Origin of the sequence: Macrococcoides caseolyticum, assembly GCF_002902665.1 — a bacterium.
In the GTDB taxonomy this organism is placed as follows: Bacteria; Bacillota; Bacilli; order Staphylococcales; family Staphylococcaceae; genus Macrococcoides; species Macrococcoides caseolyticum.
Window position 1 is genome coordinate 22,871 of the sequence record NZ_PPRM01000006.1, and the last position, 13,485, is coordinate 36,355.

At 34.6% G+C, this 13,485-nt stretch carries 20 protein-coding genes and 1 tRNA gene; 13 read left to right on the top strand and 8 right to left on the bottom strand.

Annotation, left to right across the window (positions count from 1 at the left end; translation table 11 throughout):
* Positions 1-358 precede the first annotated feature (358 nt).
* The 7 genes from CD152_RS01340 (at position 359) to CD152_RS01370 (ending at position 6,052) form a co-directional block, all read left to right on the top strand.
* Positions 359-1,555: a phage portal protein gene (locus tag CD152_RS01340; RefSeq protein WP_232237423.1), complete on the top strand. Its 1,197-nt coding sequence runs from the start codon at positions 359-361 to the stop codon at positions 1,553-1,555.
* Positions 1,542-2,111: an HK97 family phage prohead protease gene (locus CD152_RS01345; RefSeq protein ID WP_103214260.1), complete on the top strand. Its 570-nt coding sequence runs from the start codon at positions 1,542-1,544 to the stop codon at positions 2,109-2,111. Before CD152_RS01340 ends, CD152_RS01345 begins: the two co-directional genes overlap by 14 nt.
* The gene (locus tag CD152_RS01350; RefSeq protein WP_103214261.1) at positions 2,111-3,340 is read left to right on the top strand and encodes a phage major capsid protein; all 1,230 of its coding nucleotides are present in this window, start codon (positions 2,111-2,113) and stop codon (positions 3,338-3,340) included. Before CD152_RS01345 ends, CD152_RS01350 begins: the two co-directional genes overlap by 1 nt.
* Before the next feature lie 57 nt (positions 3,341-3,397).
* On the top strand, positions 3,398-3,679 hold the full coding sequence (locus CD152_RS01355) for a head-tail connector protein (RefSeq protein WP_103214262.1): 282 nt from the start codon (positions 3,398-3,400) through the stop codon (positions 3,677-3,679).
* A gap of 58 nt (positions 3,680-3,737) precedes the next feature.
* The gene (locus CD152_RS01360; RefSeq protein ID WP_232237422.1) at positions 3,738-3,962 is read left to right on the top strand and encodes an HNH endonuclease; all 225 of its coding nucleotides are present in this window, start codon (positions 3,738-3,740) and stop codon (positions 3,960-3,962) included.
* Between the two features lie 121 nt (positions 3,963-4,083).
* The gene (locus CD152_RS01365; RefSeq protein WP_103214264.1) at positions 4,084-4,416 is read left to right on the top strand and encodes a hypothetical protein; all 333 of its coding nucleotides are present in this window, start codon (positions 4,084-4,086) and stop codon (positions 4,414-4,416) included.
* Positions 4,409-6,052: a terminase large subunit gene (locus CD152_RS01370; RefSeq protein ID WP_103214265.1), complete on the top strand. Its 1,644-nt coding sequence runs from the start codon at positions 4,409-4,411 to the stop codon at positions 6,050-6,052. The genes CD152_RS01365 and CD152_RS01370 overlap by 8 nt, the downstream gene beginning before the upstream one ends.
* Before the next feature lie 46 nt (positions 6,053-6,098).
* Here CD152_RS01370 and CD152_RS01375 read toward each other — a convergent pair whose 3' ends face one another.
* A complete protein-coding gene (locus CD152_RS01375; protein ID WP_103214266.1) occupies positions 6,099-6,389 on the bottom strand; it encodes a hypothetical protein in 291 nt (96 codons plus the stop codon).
* 139 nt (positions 6,390-6,528) lie between these two features.
* Between CD152_RS01375 and CD152_RS01380 the strand changes: the two genes are divergently transcribed.
* Positions 6,529-6,837 (top strand): phage head closure protein, encoded by a 309-nt coding sequence (locus tag CD152_RS01380; RefSeq protein ID WP_103214267.1) that lies wholly within the window; start codon positions 6,529-6,531, stop codon positions 6,835-6,837.
* Between the two features lie 809 nt (positions 6,838-7,646).
* On the opposite strand, the gene CD152_RS01385 is transcribed toward CD152_RS01380, so the two are convergent.
* The 4 genes from CD152_RS01385 to CD152_RS01400 form a co-directional block, all read right to left on the bottom strand.
* Positions 7,647-8,168 (bottom strand): hypothetical protein, encoded by a 522-nt coding sequence (locus CD152_RS01385; protein ID WP_101140830.1) that lies wholly within the window; start codon positions 8,166-8,168, stop codon positions 7,647-7,649.
* Entirely contained in the window at positions 8,165-8,686 is a 522-nt protein-coding gene (locus CD152_RS01390) for a DUF3278 domain-containing protein (RefSeq protein WP_157821017.1), read from the bottom strand. The genes CD152_RS01385 and CD152_RS01390 overlap by 4 nt, the downstream gene beginning before the upstream one ends.
* On the bottom strand, positions 8,683-8,892 hold the full coding sequence (locus CD152_RS01395) for a helix-turn-helix transcriptional regulator (RefSeq protein WP_101140828.1): 210 nt from the start codon (positions 8,890-8,892) through the stop codon (positions 8,683-8,685). Before CD152_RS01395 ends, CD152_RS01390 begins: the two co-directional genes overlap by 4 nt.
* A gap of 195 nt (positions 8,893-9,087) precedes the next feature.
* Positions 9,088-9,702, bottom strand: a complete 615-nt coding sequence (locus tag CD152_RS01400; RefSeq protein ID WP_101140827.1) for a LysE/ArgO family amino acid transporter — start codon at positions 9,700-9,702, stop codon at positions 9,088-9,090.
* Between the two features lie 211 nt (positions 9,703-9,913).
* Here CD152_RS01400 and CD152_RS01405 point away from each other — a divergent pair, with 211 nt between their 5' ends.
* Entirely contained in the window at positions 9,914-10,408 is a 495-nt protein-coding gene (locus CD152_RS01405) for a hypothetical protein (protein WP_101140826.1), read from the top strand.
* A 301-nt stretch (positions 10,409-10,709) separates the two neighbouring features.
* On the opposite strand, the gene CD152_RS01410 is transcribed toward CD152_RS01405, so the two are convergent.
* A complete protein-coding gene (locus CD152_RS01410; RefSeq protein WP_101140825.1) occupies positions 10,710-11,255 on the bottom strand; it encodes a hypothetical protein in 546 nt (181 codons plus the stop codon).
* 6 nt (positions 11,256-11,261) lie between these two features.
* Complete coding sequence (locus tag CD152_RS01415; RefSeq protein ID WP_101140824.1) at positions 11,262-11,630, bottom strand: hypothetical protein; 369 nt, start codon at positions 11,628-11,630, stop codon at positions 11,262-11,264.
* 126 nt (positions 11,631-11,756) lie between these two features.
* On the opposite strand from CD152_RS01415, the gene CD152_RS01420 reads away from it, so the two are divergent.
* The 4 genes from CD152_RS01420 to CD152_RS01435 all read left to right on the top strand — a co-directional run bounded on the left by CD152_RS01420 (position 11,757) and on the right by CD152_RS01435 (position 13,276).
* Positions 11,757-11,846, top strand: a tRNA-Lys gene (locus CD152_RS01420).
* A 69-nt stretch (positions 11,847-11,915) separates the two neighbouring features.
* Complete coding sequence (locus tag CD152_RS01425) at positions 11,916-12,422, top strand: GNAT family N-acetyltransferase (protein ID WP_103214269.1); 507 nt, start codon at positions 11,916-11,918, stop codon at positions 12,420-12,422.
* Positions 12,423-12,659: 237 nt separating this feature from the next.
* Positions 12,660-13,013 carry a TIGR04104 family putative zinc finger protein gene (locus tag CD152_RS01430; RefSeq protein ID WP_101037531.1) on the top strand — a complete coding sequence of 118 codons (354 nt, stop codon included), beginning with the start codon at positions 12,660-12,662 and terminating at the stop codon, positions 13,011-13,013.
* The gene (locus tag CD152_RS01435; protein ID WP_101035858.1) at positions 13,010-13,276 is read left to right on the top strand and encodes a hypothetical protein; all 267 of its coding nucleotides are present in this window, start codon (positions 13,010-13,012) and stop codon (positions 13,274-13,276) included. Before CD152_RS01430 ends, CD152_RS01435 begins: the two co-directional genes overlap by 4 nt.
* Positions 13,277-13,295: 19 nt before the next feature.
* On the opposite strand, the gene CD152_RS12040 is transcribed toward CD152_RS01435, so the two are convergent.
* The coding region (locus tag CD152_RS12040; protein ID WP_205757035.1) for a hypothetical protein at positions 13,296-13,485 on the bottom strand (190 nt) is incomplete at its 5' end.

Below are 13,485 nucleotides of genomic sequence, written 5' to 3' on the forward strand. Positions count from 1 at the left end.
GTCATACCAATAGTTTGAACGATTTTTACCGTGTTACCGTATTATTTATATAACTTAATATAAAAAAAGAATAAGAAGAAAGTATATATATAAACTAACTTTCGATATTTAGTCGGTAATACGGTAAAATCTTCTGAAAGTGTTGGTGTATAAGGCTTTGAGTGTACCACAGTATGATTTTACTTACCGTGGTAAAGTCGGTAAGACGTATCTCAATTATATAACGAAAAATCGTTCTAACCCTTGACACCACTAGCTTTATATACTCCCCCATGGTATAATGGTATTAAATATAGCGAACGTATGTACTGTAATTATAGAAAAATAAGAACTGATGTTCTTTAGGAGGTTTGGTTATTTGGTAAAATTCATAGACAAAATACTTGGTATCGACAAGTTAGAACGCCAGGCAACGCAGAACTTTGAAATGCTAACAGGTAGCTTTAAATCATTTTCGAGTTTTAATGGCGACGCATATTCAAGCGATATTTACCGTTCAGCAGTAGACAGTATTGCTAAACATATTGGTAAATTATCGGGTAGACACGTATATGACGGAATGAAGGAAGATAAGTATTCAAGAATCAACCGTATATTACAGTATCGACCTAATCCATATATGAGTGGTTACGACTTCTTATATAAGGTGGCGACACACTACTATTTATATAACAATGCTTTTATCTATGTACAGAAGGACGATAAAGGCAATCTAACAGGACTATATCCATTATCAGCAACAAGCGTTGAATATGTAACGGACAGCACAGGTGAGATGTACATTAAATTCTTGTTTGACAGTGGTAAGATCGTTCACTTAAACATGAATGAAGTAGCGACGTTACGCAGGCACTTTAATTCAAATGATTTACTTGGTGATGATAATAACGCAATCATGCCAGCATTAAACTTGGCTCATACACAGAATGAGGGAATGGACGTAGCAATAAAGAACTCGGCACAGATTCGAGGCATCGTGAAGTATAACCAGGCATTAAGTCCTAGTAAGTTAAAAGAAGCAAAAGAAGAATTTATGAATAACTATCTCACAATGGCTAACAATGGTGGTGTCATTCCGATAGATGCAACAACAGATTATACGCCATTAAACCCGTCTGAAACGCACGTTGAATCAAATCAGGTGCAGGCAGTTAAAGAGAAGATATATGACTATCTCGGAATCAATGGCGATATTGTATCGGGGAATTATAACGAGGACCAATGGCAGTCATTCTTTGAATCAGTTATCGAGCCATTCGCAATTCAAATAAGTTTAGAACTTACTGAAAAAATATTCACAGAACGTGAGAAGTCTTTTAGTAACAGGATTGTATATGAATCATCACGCTTACAATATGCAAGTACGAAATCAAAAGCAACAGTCATAAAAGAATTGTTACCACTTGGCGTACTTACAACAAATCAAGCACTCGATTTATTGAACTTACCACGTGTAGAGGACGGGGACGAACGTATACAGTCATTAAATTACATTGATAAATCAATCGCTAAAACATATCAAATGGAAGGTGTGACAACAGATGAAAGAAATTAGATCAGCAGAAATACAAACAGATTCCCAAAGTGATGAAATGGTACTTGAAGGCACAGCAATTGTTTTTAATAAGCCGACAGAAATTCATACGCCTACAGGCTCATATACAGAAGTGATTAAGCGTAACGCTTTAGACGGTCTTAAATTGAACGATACAAGACTTTTAGTATCGCATGATATGAATCGTATACCTTTAGCGAAATCGCCTAAAACAATGGATATATGGACCGATGATGTAGGTATGCACTTTAGGGCTAAACTACCCGACACAGAAGAAGCACGCTCTGTTTATACGGCAGTAAAACGGGGCGATCTGACAGGTATGTCATTCGGGTTCACATGCAATAAAGACGGTAGCCATTATGATGTGAACACAAGAACAAGAATCATAAATAAGATTGATAAGGTGCTAGAGTTTTCAGTCGTGAACTATCCAGCGTATCAAGAGGCGAGTGTTGAAGCACGCCAGCAGATACAGGACGCAGAACTTAAAGCACAGGCAAAGAATCAGGCATTACTCGGTTTAAATAAACTATTAATAAAGGAGATTAAATAATTATGTTTAATACAGTACAGGAAGCATTTAACCATTATAGAAACGCATCACTAGAAGAAATCGAAACACGAGCAGGACAAATCAAAGGAACTATCGAGAACGACCCGAACGCCGACATTGTAAAGTTAAATATCGAAATCGAAGGACTTAATCAAGCAAAAGAAAACATCAACGAAAAGGAGAACGAAAACTTGGAACAACGAGCATTCAACCCAATCACATCACAACAAATTAAAGGACATAACGAAGTACCGAAAGATAATATCTTTGGATCTAAAGAATACCGTTCAGCGTTCTTTAAAACAATGCTAGGACAAAATTTAACGGATATTGAACAACGTACATTCAATAAAGCTATGGAACAGCAAGAAGCAGAATATCGTAAAGGTGAATTTGCTTCAGCTTCTAATTCATCAGCAGTATTACCGGAACAAACACTTAACGAAGTTATTCGTTTAGCACGCACGCAGGGTGGCTTAATCAATCATGTAAGACGATTCAATATGCCGACAAAAATTAAGATTCCGATTGGTACGCCTACAGACAAAGCACAATGGCATACAGAAGGTGAAGAAGTATCAGCAGAACGCCCTCAAGCTACATTCGTTCAATTCGACGGACACGAGATTGTTAAAGTATTCTCTATCTCTGTTAAAGCTAAAACAATGAGTGTATCAGCGTTTGAATCATATCTTGTTGAAGAACTTACAAATGCAGTAGTTGAAACATTAGACTATACACTTATCAATGGTACAGGATCTAATCAGGGTGAAGGTATTCTAAAAGGCGTTGATTGGTCTGAAACAAATAGTTTTGAAATGACAGGAAGCTATACAGACTTTACTAAAGCATTAGCATTAATGAAACGTGGCTATTCAGCAGGTGCAAAGTTTGTAATGTCAAACACTACTTTATACAACACAGTGTACAACTTAATGGATAACAACAAACGTCCGTTATTCGTATCTGATTTACAGAATGAAAGTGTAGGGCATATTCTTGGTAAAGAAGTAGTTATCGACGACTATGTGCCGGACGGTACTATCATTCTTGGTAACTTCAATTATCTTGGTTACAACTTGCCGGAAGGTATGATGTTAGAACAATCACGTGAATCATCATTCAGAAGTGCATTAGTTGATTATCGTGTTGTTGCAGTTGCAGATACTAAAGTGTTAGTTGATGAAGCATTCGTTAAATTAACAACAGCAGATTCAGATTCATTGTAATACACAACGGACATCAGTAAATGCTGGTGTCCTTTATTAATATATAGAGGTGAGAAGATGATACTAACAATAGAAGAAGCAAGAAGTATATTAAGAGTTGATGGTGATTATAACGATGAAATTATAAAGCCATTGTTACAAGCGATACCGGAATACTTATATCTGACAACAGGCAGACGTTGGGACTATGGCGAGCCGGTGCCATTAGCAAAGACAACAGCAGGGTTTATATTACAGCTATGGTTTGACCCTCAAACAAAGGACAGCGAACGTTTAAAGCGAACGATAGAGAGTTTGATTGTATCTTTAACAGCATTAGGACGTTCATACAATGACTAGAAGCATATCAGAATCGTTTTATAGGCAGAAGACATGGAAGGACTGTAGGAACGCTTATATGTCATCTAAACACTATATATGTGAACGTTGTGGAGATGTAGCAACGATATGTCACCATAAAGAGTGGTTAAACGATATGAATGTGCTAGATCCATTAATAGCTTATGGTTTTGATAACCTAGAAGCATTATGTCAGACGTGTCACAATAAGGAACACTTCGGAAAAGGAACAATCGACGACGAACTGAAATTTGATAAAAATGGAAACGTAATAAAAATTTAGAATGCCCCCCACTTATTTTTGAGAAAAAAGAGCGTCGGGGAACGATGCGGGGGTTAACTTCTCCCCTCCATGATGTTTTGAATATTTAGGGGTTAGATGAATAAAGGAAGGTGTAGAATAAATGAAGAAGGACAACAGTTATATCAACTTAGAAAAACTTAAAAAGCGTATTGATGAAGATAGTAATATTAATAAACCCGTCGCTTATGATCTATTGGAAGAATTGTATTTCATGAAAGCAACGATGGAAGAATTAAAGCAGACGGTTAAACAGCATGGTGCAACATATATATTCACACAGGGTAGTCAATCCTACCTTAAAGAAAACCCAGCGATGAAGTCATACAACACAACAATTACAAAGTATAACGCAACGTATAAACAACTCTTGTCATTAATTCCCGATAAGGTGCAAGAATCAGACGCATTTATGGAATTTGTAAAGAATGGCTAACTATATTCTTGAATATTGGCAAGAGATAAAAGACGGTAACATTGTTGTGTCTAATCGTGTAAAGAATCAGTATGAAAAGCTAGTGAACGATATAACGTATCACCCACGATATAAGTATGATGAAAGAAAAGGGAATCGTCCTATTGAGTTTATTGAGAACTTTTGCAGGCACTCTAAAGGTGAATACGCCGGAAAGCCATTAGAACTCGCATTATTTCAGAAGGCTTATATATCGGCTCTATTCGGCTTTGTAGATAAGGAAACAGGATACAGACGTTATACAGAATCATTTTTCTTTGTAGGGCGTAAGAACGGGAAGACAACAATGTTGAGTGCTATAGCGTTATATATGATGATTGCAGACGGTGAAAGTGGTGCAGAAATATATTCAGTTGCATCAAAGAAGGACCAGGCAAACATATTATTTGAACAGTCACTTGAAATGATTAAACAAAGCCCGGACTTGAACAGGTATATCAGAAAACGCAAAAGTGATTTATATTTTGAACACAATTTCAGCAAGATGATGTCACTTGGCAAGAACTCTAATTCATTGGACGGGTTGAACGCACATCTTGTCGTGATAGATGAATTACATTCTATTCAAGACAGAAACTTATATGAAGTAATGAAGCAATCACAGTCAGCACGTACACAGCCATTATTAATTATGATAACGACAGCAGGTACACATCGAGGGACAATATTTGATGATCTATACGAGTACGCTTGTAATGTTGCAGACGGTAACTTTGCAGATGATAACTTCCTACCCGTCATGTATGAATTAGATAGTAAAGAAGAATATAAAGATGCAACGTGTTGGCAGAAATCAAACCCAGCGTTAAATATATCGAAGAAGGTTGAGGACCTGGAACGTAAGGTTGCACGTGCAAAGAATAATCCTAACGACTTAGCAGGAATACTTACTAAAGACTTTAATGTAAGGGAAACAACGCACAAATCATGGCTCACATTCGATGATTTAAACAATGAAGAAACATTCGATATAAAAGATTTTGCCGGCTGGTATGCCATAGGTGGTGCAGATTTAAGTATCACAACCGATTTAAGTTGTGCCACGTTACTGTTTATAGATCCAGCGACAGAAAAAAGATATGTACATCAAATGTATTGGCTTCCTAAAGATAATCTTGAAAAGCGTGTATTTGAAGATAAAATACCATACGACAAGTGGGAAGAACGAGGGTTATTGCGACTATGCAACGGTAACACAATCAACTATTCAGATATTACAGCATGGTTTACTGAAATGTTAAACGAGTATGAAATCACACCATTATGGATATATTATGATAACTATTCAGCGAGGTATTGGGTTGATGAAATGGAAGCACTCGGCTTCAAGATGATTAGAACGCATCAGGGGGCAAGAACATTGTCACTTCCTATGCAGAATCTTGGTGCAGACTTGCAAAAGAAAAAAGTAAACTACAATAACCACCCGATATTAAAGTGGTGCTTATCAAATACGGGCGTAGAAACAGATAGGAACGGTAATATTGTACCTATCAAGAATCAATCACCTAAACGCAGAATAGACGGTACAGCTTCATTATTAGATGCGTATGTCGGTTTATTTGATAACTATGAACAATTTTTAAGAACGATGTGATAGCTGGTATAAAAAAAGCCACTCAAAAAAAGAGTGACTGAAAAAATTAAAATTGAATAGCTTTGATTGATGAAGTTTTGAAAGCCTTATGATTATATTCGTCGTTATGAATAAAGAACATATCAACGGAACTATAAAAACCCATCACGCCTATATGTACGTCATAAGTGTTAAGTGATTTAGGAGATTTATAATCACCATTCCAATTATCTTCATAAACTACTTTTGAATAAAATGTTTCATCATCATCATGGTTAACAATGCCAGCTATGACAGTATTATCATAAATATCAATTTTTGAGCCATCTAAAAATTCTAACGTATAAATTTTCTTCATTAAATTCACCACCTTATAGAAATATTATACATGATAATAAAGGATATTTAGTGTAATTTTTATATTTTGAAAAGTGGATACGGTAATTATTCTAAGTAAATTAAAAAAACATTTGAACAACACAGAAAAGAGGGATATTATGGCATTAAACTTCAATAATAGAATTAAAATTTATACAACTGAAAGTTATGGACCGGAAGCATTCGAGGAACAAGAAGTGATTATCGCAAAACCCTGGGCAGACGTTAAGACGATTAAAGGGAATGACTTTATAATGAGTGGTGTGGAAGGCTCGGAAATTCCCGTAAGGTTTATTATTCGCTATCGTGAGGGAATAGAATTGAATCATCGTGTTAAATGGAAGAATGAAGAATATAAAATTGAATCATTGCAGAATGACGACGGACAAAACCATACACTTACGATCTATGCTAAAAAGTACAAATAACCTCATAATTGGGGTTATTTTTGTGTCGGAGAAACGCCCTCAGACGCATCGAAAAACAAAAAGTAAGGTAGTAGCCCACTAACTGTGCTTAAAATCGCTTATATCGAAGGGTGAAAAACTAATAAAAACAGTTAAACATAATAAAAACCCCTATAATAATATAGGGGCTTAATAACAAAACGAAGTTGTGTAGACAATTAATTAAGTACCTTAATTATAGCATGTTTCAGCAGATACTACAATGGTCATAATTTGGTCATAACAGGATAAAAAAACATAAAAAAATAAACGTTATGATTATATAAAAAGGCTTTAAATCAACGTTTTTATCATCTATTTAATTGAGTTTTTGTGCATAAATCATGCCAGGAATGATGTAATTTAATTATCACCGATCATCAGAAATGATGGTCGGTTTTTTTGTTTATGGATAGCTGCTCAAGTTGGCCCATAAAAAATAAACATGAGCCAAGATGCTGCTAGGAACAGAGTAGAGCTACTGAAGTTGGCCCATATTGATAGAGTAAGATAGATTGAAATATACTATTTTAAATCCATTAATTAAAGGAGATATCATTGTGGAAATTAGAACATTTGAAATGAAAGGTTTGGAACAAGTGAGATATTTATTAAATCACTATCGAATATTTTACAATAAAGATTCAAATATAGAGTCATGTAAAAAAATTTACAAGAACGATATAATAAAGAGTCTCAAATTTTCGAAAGCCTTAAAAAAATAAACAAGGAACAGATATTCCATCTGTTCCTTATTTTTGTTCATTTGCTATTCTGATTGAGTATCCTAATTAAAAATTTCTGCTCATCATCAACTTACCTAAAAAGTAGAGTGAGACCGTTAGTATCGATGCTTGAGCAACTGCTCCTAATACGTCGAATAGATCTAGTATGATAGGTTTTTCAAAAAATAAATGTCCGATATATAATTCATATATAAGGCTAGATAGAACTAGAAAAATAAAAATGTGTAAACTCTTTAACTTTAACGATTTAATGAAAAGATTATATTGTGTGGCATCATAAACCTCCACATATTGACTATGCATCGTTTTCACCAATCTATTGCTTAAAGTAAAAATATACATAAAGACAAAAAGGAGTAACATAAATAGTAAAGGTGTAGCAATAGATAATCGTTTAAATAGTACATCACTAATTAAACTAATGAAACATGCCGTAAGTAATAGATAAAAACTAATAACAGTACATTGAGCTAGAAATTTAACTATCACTGATTTCTGATATTCATCACGTGCATTAGCGTAACCCACATTACGTTTCATTAATTTTTCGTTTATTGTAAACATCATTCCACCTCATCCTCAGTAGCCTTTTTAATTTTCATTTTTCCGATGAAATACATCGATAAACCAAAGAATAACCCACCGATGATCCAGATAAATAAATTAAACCAGTCAAACTCATATGTTTCTCCGGAAATGATTTTAAATAATATTTCAATCATTACATACATGCATGTGCCCCAATATAGGCCTAATTTAACACTTTGTCTCTTTAGTTTATTAATTTCGGATTGGTAATCTTCATCAGAGTAAACTTCTGTAATATCTGATTGTGTTTTTCTATTTTGATTAATTATGAATATGCTAATTCCTTGTAAGATTAAAAACATTAATATTGTGCCAGTTGAAAACATCTGATGAGAGATATCCCAAATTAAGCTTATAAACATACTTGCCACAATGAGATAAAATAAATAATTAAAACAGTTCGCTAAAATGATATAACCTTGCTGACGTTGATATTCATCATTTGTCATATCTAGCCCCATAAATGAAGAGAGATAATCGGTGTCCAATATTTTCATTCTGAATCTTCTCCTTCGATGTCCACCCAAAATAGAGTGTTTAAATCTGTATTTAAAGCTAATGCAATTTTTATGCATAAATCCAATGAAGGATTATATTTATCATTTTCTATTAAATTGATGGTTTGTCTTGAAACTTGTATTTTCTTTGCAAGATCGAGCTGTGAGAGTTTAAGATTTTTTCTGTATGTACGTACATTGTTCATATTTATTTCTCCTAGGAAAGTCGTATATATATGACATTTACAATATATAACATAACAATAATGGTGTCAAATATATATGACATTTTGAGTGGTAAAGAATCTACCTTGTAATATTTGACGTTAATCTTCTTGTCTTGAACATCGTCATCGGATTGATAATTGTAATTATTAGTACATTTTTAATCAACAATAAAATTAAATTATCTCAACAATATTTTTCGCTATCAGTAAAGTTACAGCAATAATTATAATGCTCGACACTTTATTAAGTACTAAGATAAATTTACCTTCTTGATCGATGTTCCCGACAAGCTTTCCGATTAATCCGAGCGATACAAACCATATCCATGAAACAGAGATTGTGGTTATAGTAAATACTATTTTTTCAGCGTGTTGATACATTGCAGCATTTGTACCAATCACACCGATTGTATCCATGATGGCATGAGGATTTAATAAAGATACTGAAAGCGCAAAGCTTATTTGTTTCTTTGCGGACATGGGTGGGCTATCAGATTTAGAGCTTGGTGATTCATGCCATAGCGACCATGCCATATAAAGCAGGAATATGAAACCTATAGAATAGATAATTAGTTGAAGCGCTGGATATTGATTTAATAATAATGAAACACCAAACACTGCAAGTAAGATGAGCAAAGTATCACAAAGCCCCGCTGTAACAATGACAGGTATGATTTTTTTAAAGCTTTTGTAGTTTGCACCTTGATTGAAAACAAACACATTCTGTGCACCGAGCGGTAATATTAACCCGAATGCGAGTAAGAATCCGTGCAAAATTGATTGAATCATATGAAAGACCTCCCTTATGATAGTATAAAGAAAAAGGATTACGTTTAAATCTACCAGATTAAAATAACTGATCAACCAGGAGAAATCTATCCAACTTCAGATAAAGATAAAATAAGATTTTCATATGCTTATATCGATGAAGAGGTGATAGAACCTAATATAAAGCGGCTAAGAGAAATCATTGAAGGTAAGACGTTGATGGAGGTATATCATGACTTATGAAGCAATGTTCAAACGTTATAACAAGATGAGACGGTTATCTAATGATAAAGAAAATATTGAAGCACTGCTGAAACAATATAAAGCGTTTGAAATACCGGTTCATTCAATTCATCATGATGATTATCACAATGATGAAGAAGTTGACCCACTGTATATTTATAAACTATTTCATATTAGTGATAAACATGCACTTAATAAAATCATGGATGCTGCATATAAAGATAAAGGAGACGATACATACCCTCTAGGATCTGAACTTACCTATCGTTCACTCATCGGAAGACATAATTCTGGCAGAGGGGTATCTATCGTCTTAGAATCAAAAGACGGAAAAAAAGTATCGAATTTTAAAATTTATGGACAAGCTCAGAAATTAAGTGAATTGTTACTTTGCTATATTCCTTTTGAAGCGATGACTGAAGATATTCGGAGTTCTGACTTTCGATATTTTCTGGAATGTTTAGATGGAAATGGCTTTTTATAAAATAAAAGTGACGAACTATATAGAAGTCCGCCACCTAGACAAGTGAAAGAGGACAAAGCCAGCTGTAGGTGTCGAACTACGCAGAAGTCCGCCACTTAGGATAAGTGAAAGAGGACAAAGCCAGCTGTAGGTGTCGAACTACACGGAAGTCTGCCACCTAGATAGGTGAAAGAGGACAAAACCAACTTTAGGTGTCGAACTATGCAGAAGTCCGCCACTTAGGACAAGTGGAAGAGGACAAAACCAACTTTAGGTGTCGAACTATGCAGAAGTCCGTCACCTACAAAACACCATCCCAGCCTCACTCGTTCAATGTCACGACACCATTCTTAACATGCACCGTATCGCCACTTTCTACACGTTCATAAATTTCTTTTGACACGACATATAAGCGTTCTCTTCCATTTCGCTTAACGCTTATCGTATACGCTTTTCGGTTGCTGAGTTGTTGTCTGATTAAAGCTTGCTGTCTTTGCACGTTTGAAGAATGTCCGTACATAGCACCGTAAAATATTTGATTGTTCACAAACTGATTATGTGCCGCCTGGTACTTTAATGGTTGTATCATTTTGTTGCGTACAGGTGGTGTAAGTGTTACTGCATTTGCTTTTGCACGCTGTAAGTTTTGTGATGAATTCATACGTGACGTATTATTCATTCGACTCATAGTATTGATACGTGATGCGTTTACTGCGGCACTCGATGTAGTAGATGATCGTGCTGAACTACTCGAACTGGTACTCGATGATGAGCCTGAACTTGACGAACTTTGTGTACCGCCTGCATCAGTTGTTTCTGGTATCATCAGTAGCAATAATAATATTCCGCATATTTTTAAAGTTTTCATATTGATCTACTCCACAACAGATTTCTTCTCGACTTTAGCATCAAATTCACCTTCGTTATCAAAGATGATATATGGCTGTCTGAAAATGTGAACATCATTTTTCTTAATTAAAATATATGGTTTAGCACTTTCATCTTTAAGAATGTGCTCCGTGACATTTTCTGTATCAAATCGTTCAGACTTTAACTTTTTATTATCCTTATATCCGACTTCCATGGACATCTTGCTCTCACTGCCGTTATTCAGCACTTCTGCATAGACGAGGTCATACTTCTTAACATTCTCACCAGATGCATCTGGTGCCTCTTTTTCTTTCGCATTCCCACATGCTGCAAGTAATAATGTTAATATTACGATATAGCTTAATCGTTTCATGTGTCCACTCCTTTATATACTGTTAATTTCACTTTATAATAACATTTTAAATTAGACAAAGAAAATTTAACAATAAACTTGAAATATGTCTGTTTTTATCATATAATATTAAGGTAATTGAATTTTGGAGGGATACCCAAGCCTGGTTAAGGGGACCGATATTTATATCGGTTAGAAGCTTTATAGCTTGCGTTGGTTCAAATCCTTCTCCCTCCGTAGACCGAGATCAGAACATGATGTTCTGGTCTTTTTTTTATGTTATATTTTAACAAAAGGAGTGATGACATGATTCAACCATGTACAATAGAGGACAAGCAAGCATTGCAGCATATCGCATATCAGACATTTGATGAAACGTTTAGAGCTCAAAATAAAAAAGAAAATATTGATCATTATTTGAAGACGGCTTTTACAGATGAAAAAGTAGAACGAGAACTTTCAAATCCACATTCATTCTTCTATTTTATATTTCATGAAGAACAGCTTGCCGGCTATTTAAAGTTAAATATAAAGGACGCACAGACTGAACCATTTGATGAACATCATCTGGAAATTGAGCGTATCTATATTCTGAAGCAATTTCAGAAACATGGATTAGGACAATCACTATACCAGCATGCTCTTCAAAAAGCGCGTGCATTATCATGTGAACACATCTGGCTCGGTGTGTGGGAGAAGAATACAAACGCTATTGATTTCTATCAGAAGATGGGCTTTATGAAAGTCGACCAACATGCGTTTTTCATGGGCGACGACGAACAGATAGATATTATCATGTTAAAAAATATATAGAATTTTATCCTTTATATGGTATATTTTAGGTAAGAGGTGAACTAGGTGCTCAGTGACCAATTTAAGAAGGCGATGATGATCTATTTATCAATTTCTGTATTGATGTTCACTATAGCAATCTATCTCTACGAATACCTATGAAATCTTTCATCGCCTAGATACTGATAAAGGTAAAATTGGTCTTGCCATGATGTGTATTCACAAAATAAACAGCAGAAGATAATAGGGGGCTTAAAGATGAAATGCGTACACTGTAATTACAAATTCACTTTTAAAGAACGCATGAAAGTGGGATGGAAACCTTCTACGGATACTATCGTCATATGCCCGAAGTGTGGCGGTAGACAATATATCTCAAACAAAAGAATGGCGAAATCATATGGATTAATGCTGCTAGTGGAACTCATACTGATCATAGGAGCGCCGCTAATTAAAGTACCCATACCCCTCCTTACAGTCTTGATGATTATCGCGCTTGCTTTAGTCATCGTGCTATTTCCGTTAACACTGAAACTCGTCGCTGAGAAAGATGGATTGCTTGAAGAACAGTTTCGGGAGATGGAGAAGAAACAAAAGAGGAAATCGCTATGACAAAACAATATTATCTGATCACTACAATTATTATGTTCATAATTAATACCATCGTTATTTCAACGATGGTGATTTTGCAATACATTTTAGGGTTTGCAAATGAATATATAGATTATATGTATAGTGATGGAAATACATATCATTCATTAAATCACAATAATATCTTCTTAAGCTATGTCAGCTTTGTACCTATCACACTTGCTGTAATTTCGTTAGTTACACTTTATGAATACAAAAATTACGATAAAAATAATCCCGCATGACAATGTCATGTGGGATTTATTACATATCTTTGCTTTTCATTCTTTCTAGTTCTTTATTAACTTTTTCATTATAGCTTTTCTGTCCATTTTTATATTCTGAAAATAATAAGATTAAAAAAAGTACTAGTAAAAATAATACTGCCCAAAGCGGCATATTGGCATATTGATAATAGTATATAGCATATATAACTGCAAACACTGGGACTATG

What these genes read in the sequence shown, in the direction of transcription:
- CD152_RS01345 (WP_103214260.1), top strand. Translation starts at nt 1,542, where the DNA reads ATGAAAGAAATTAGATCAGCAGAAATACAAACAGATTCCCAAAGTGAT.
- CD152_RS01355 (WP_103214262.1), top strand. Translation starts at nt 3,398, where the DNA reads ATGATACTAACAATAGAAGAAGCAAGAAGTATATTAAGAGTTGATGGT.
- CD152_RS01360 (WP_232237422.1), top strand. Translation starts at nt 3,738, where the DNA reads ATGTCATCTAAACACTATATATGTGAACGTTGTGGAGATGTAGCAACG.
- CD152_RS01365 (WP_103214264.1), top strand. Translation starts at nt 4,084, where the DNA reads ATGAAGAAGGACAACAGTTATATCAACTTAGAAAAACTTAAAAAGCGT.
- CD152_RS01370 (WP_103214265.1), top strand. Translation starts at nt 4,409, where the DNA reads ATGGCTAACTATATTCTTGAATATTGGCAAGAGATAAAAGACGGTAAC.
- CD152_RS01375 (WP_103214266.1), bottom strand. Translation starts at nt 6,389, where the DNA reads ATGAAGAAAATTTATACGTTAGAATTTTTAGATGGCTCAAAAATTGAT.
- CD152_RS01380 (WP_103214267.1), top strand. Translation starts at nt 6,529, where the DNA reads ATGGCATTAAACTTCAATAATAGAATTAAAATTTATACAACTGAAAGT.
- CD152_RS01385 (WP_101140830.1), bottom strand. Translation starts at nt 8,168, where the DNA reads ATGATGTTTACAATAAACGAAAAATTAATGAAACGTAATGTGGGTTAC.
- CD152_RS01390 (WP_157821017.1), bottom strand. Translation starts at nt 8,686, where the DNA reads ATGAAAATATTGGACACCGATTATCTCTCTTCATTTATGGGGCTAGAT.
- CD152_RS01395 (WP_101140828.1), bottom strand. Translation starts at nt 8,892, where the DNA reads ATGAACAATGTACGTACATACAGAAAAAATCTTAAACTCTCACAGCTC.
- CD152_RS01400 (WP_101140827.1), bottom strand. Translation starts at nt 9,702, where the DNA reads ATGATTCAATCAATTTTGCACGGATTCTTACTCGCATTCGGGTTAATA.
- CD152_RS01405 (WP_101140826.1), top strand. Translation starts at nt 9,914, where the DNA reads ATGACTTATGAAGCAATGTTCAAACGTTATAACAAGATGAGACGGTTA.
- CD152_RS01410 (WP_101140825.1), bottom strand. Translation starts at nt 11,255, where the DNA reads ATGAAAACTTTAAAAATATGCGGAATATTATTATTGCTACTGATGATA.
- CD152_RS01415 (WP_101140824.1), bottom strand. Translation starts at nt 11,630, where the DNA reads ATGAAACGATTAAGCTATATCGTAATATTAACATTATTACTTGCAGCA.
- CD152_RS01425 (WP_103214269.1), top strand. Translation starts at nt 11,916, where the DNA reads ATGATTCAACCATGTACAATAGAGGACAAGCAAGCATTGCAGCATATC.
- CD152_RS01430 (WP_101037531.1), top strand. Translation starts at nt 12,660, where the DNA reads ATGAAATGCGTACACTGTAATTACAAATTCACTTTTAAAGAACGCATG.
- CD152_RS01435 (WP_101035858.1), top strand. Translation starts at nt 13,010, where the DNA reads ATGACAAAACAATATTATCTGATCACTACAATTATTATGTTCATAATT.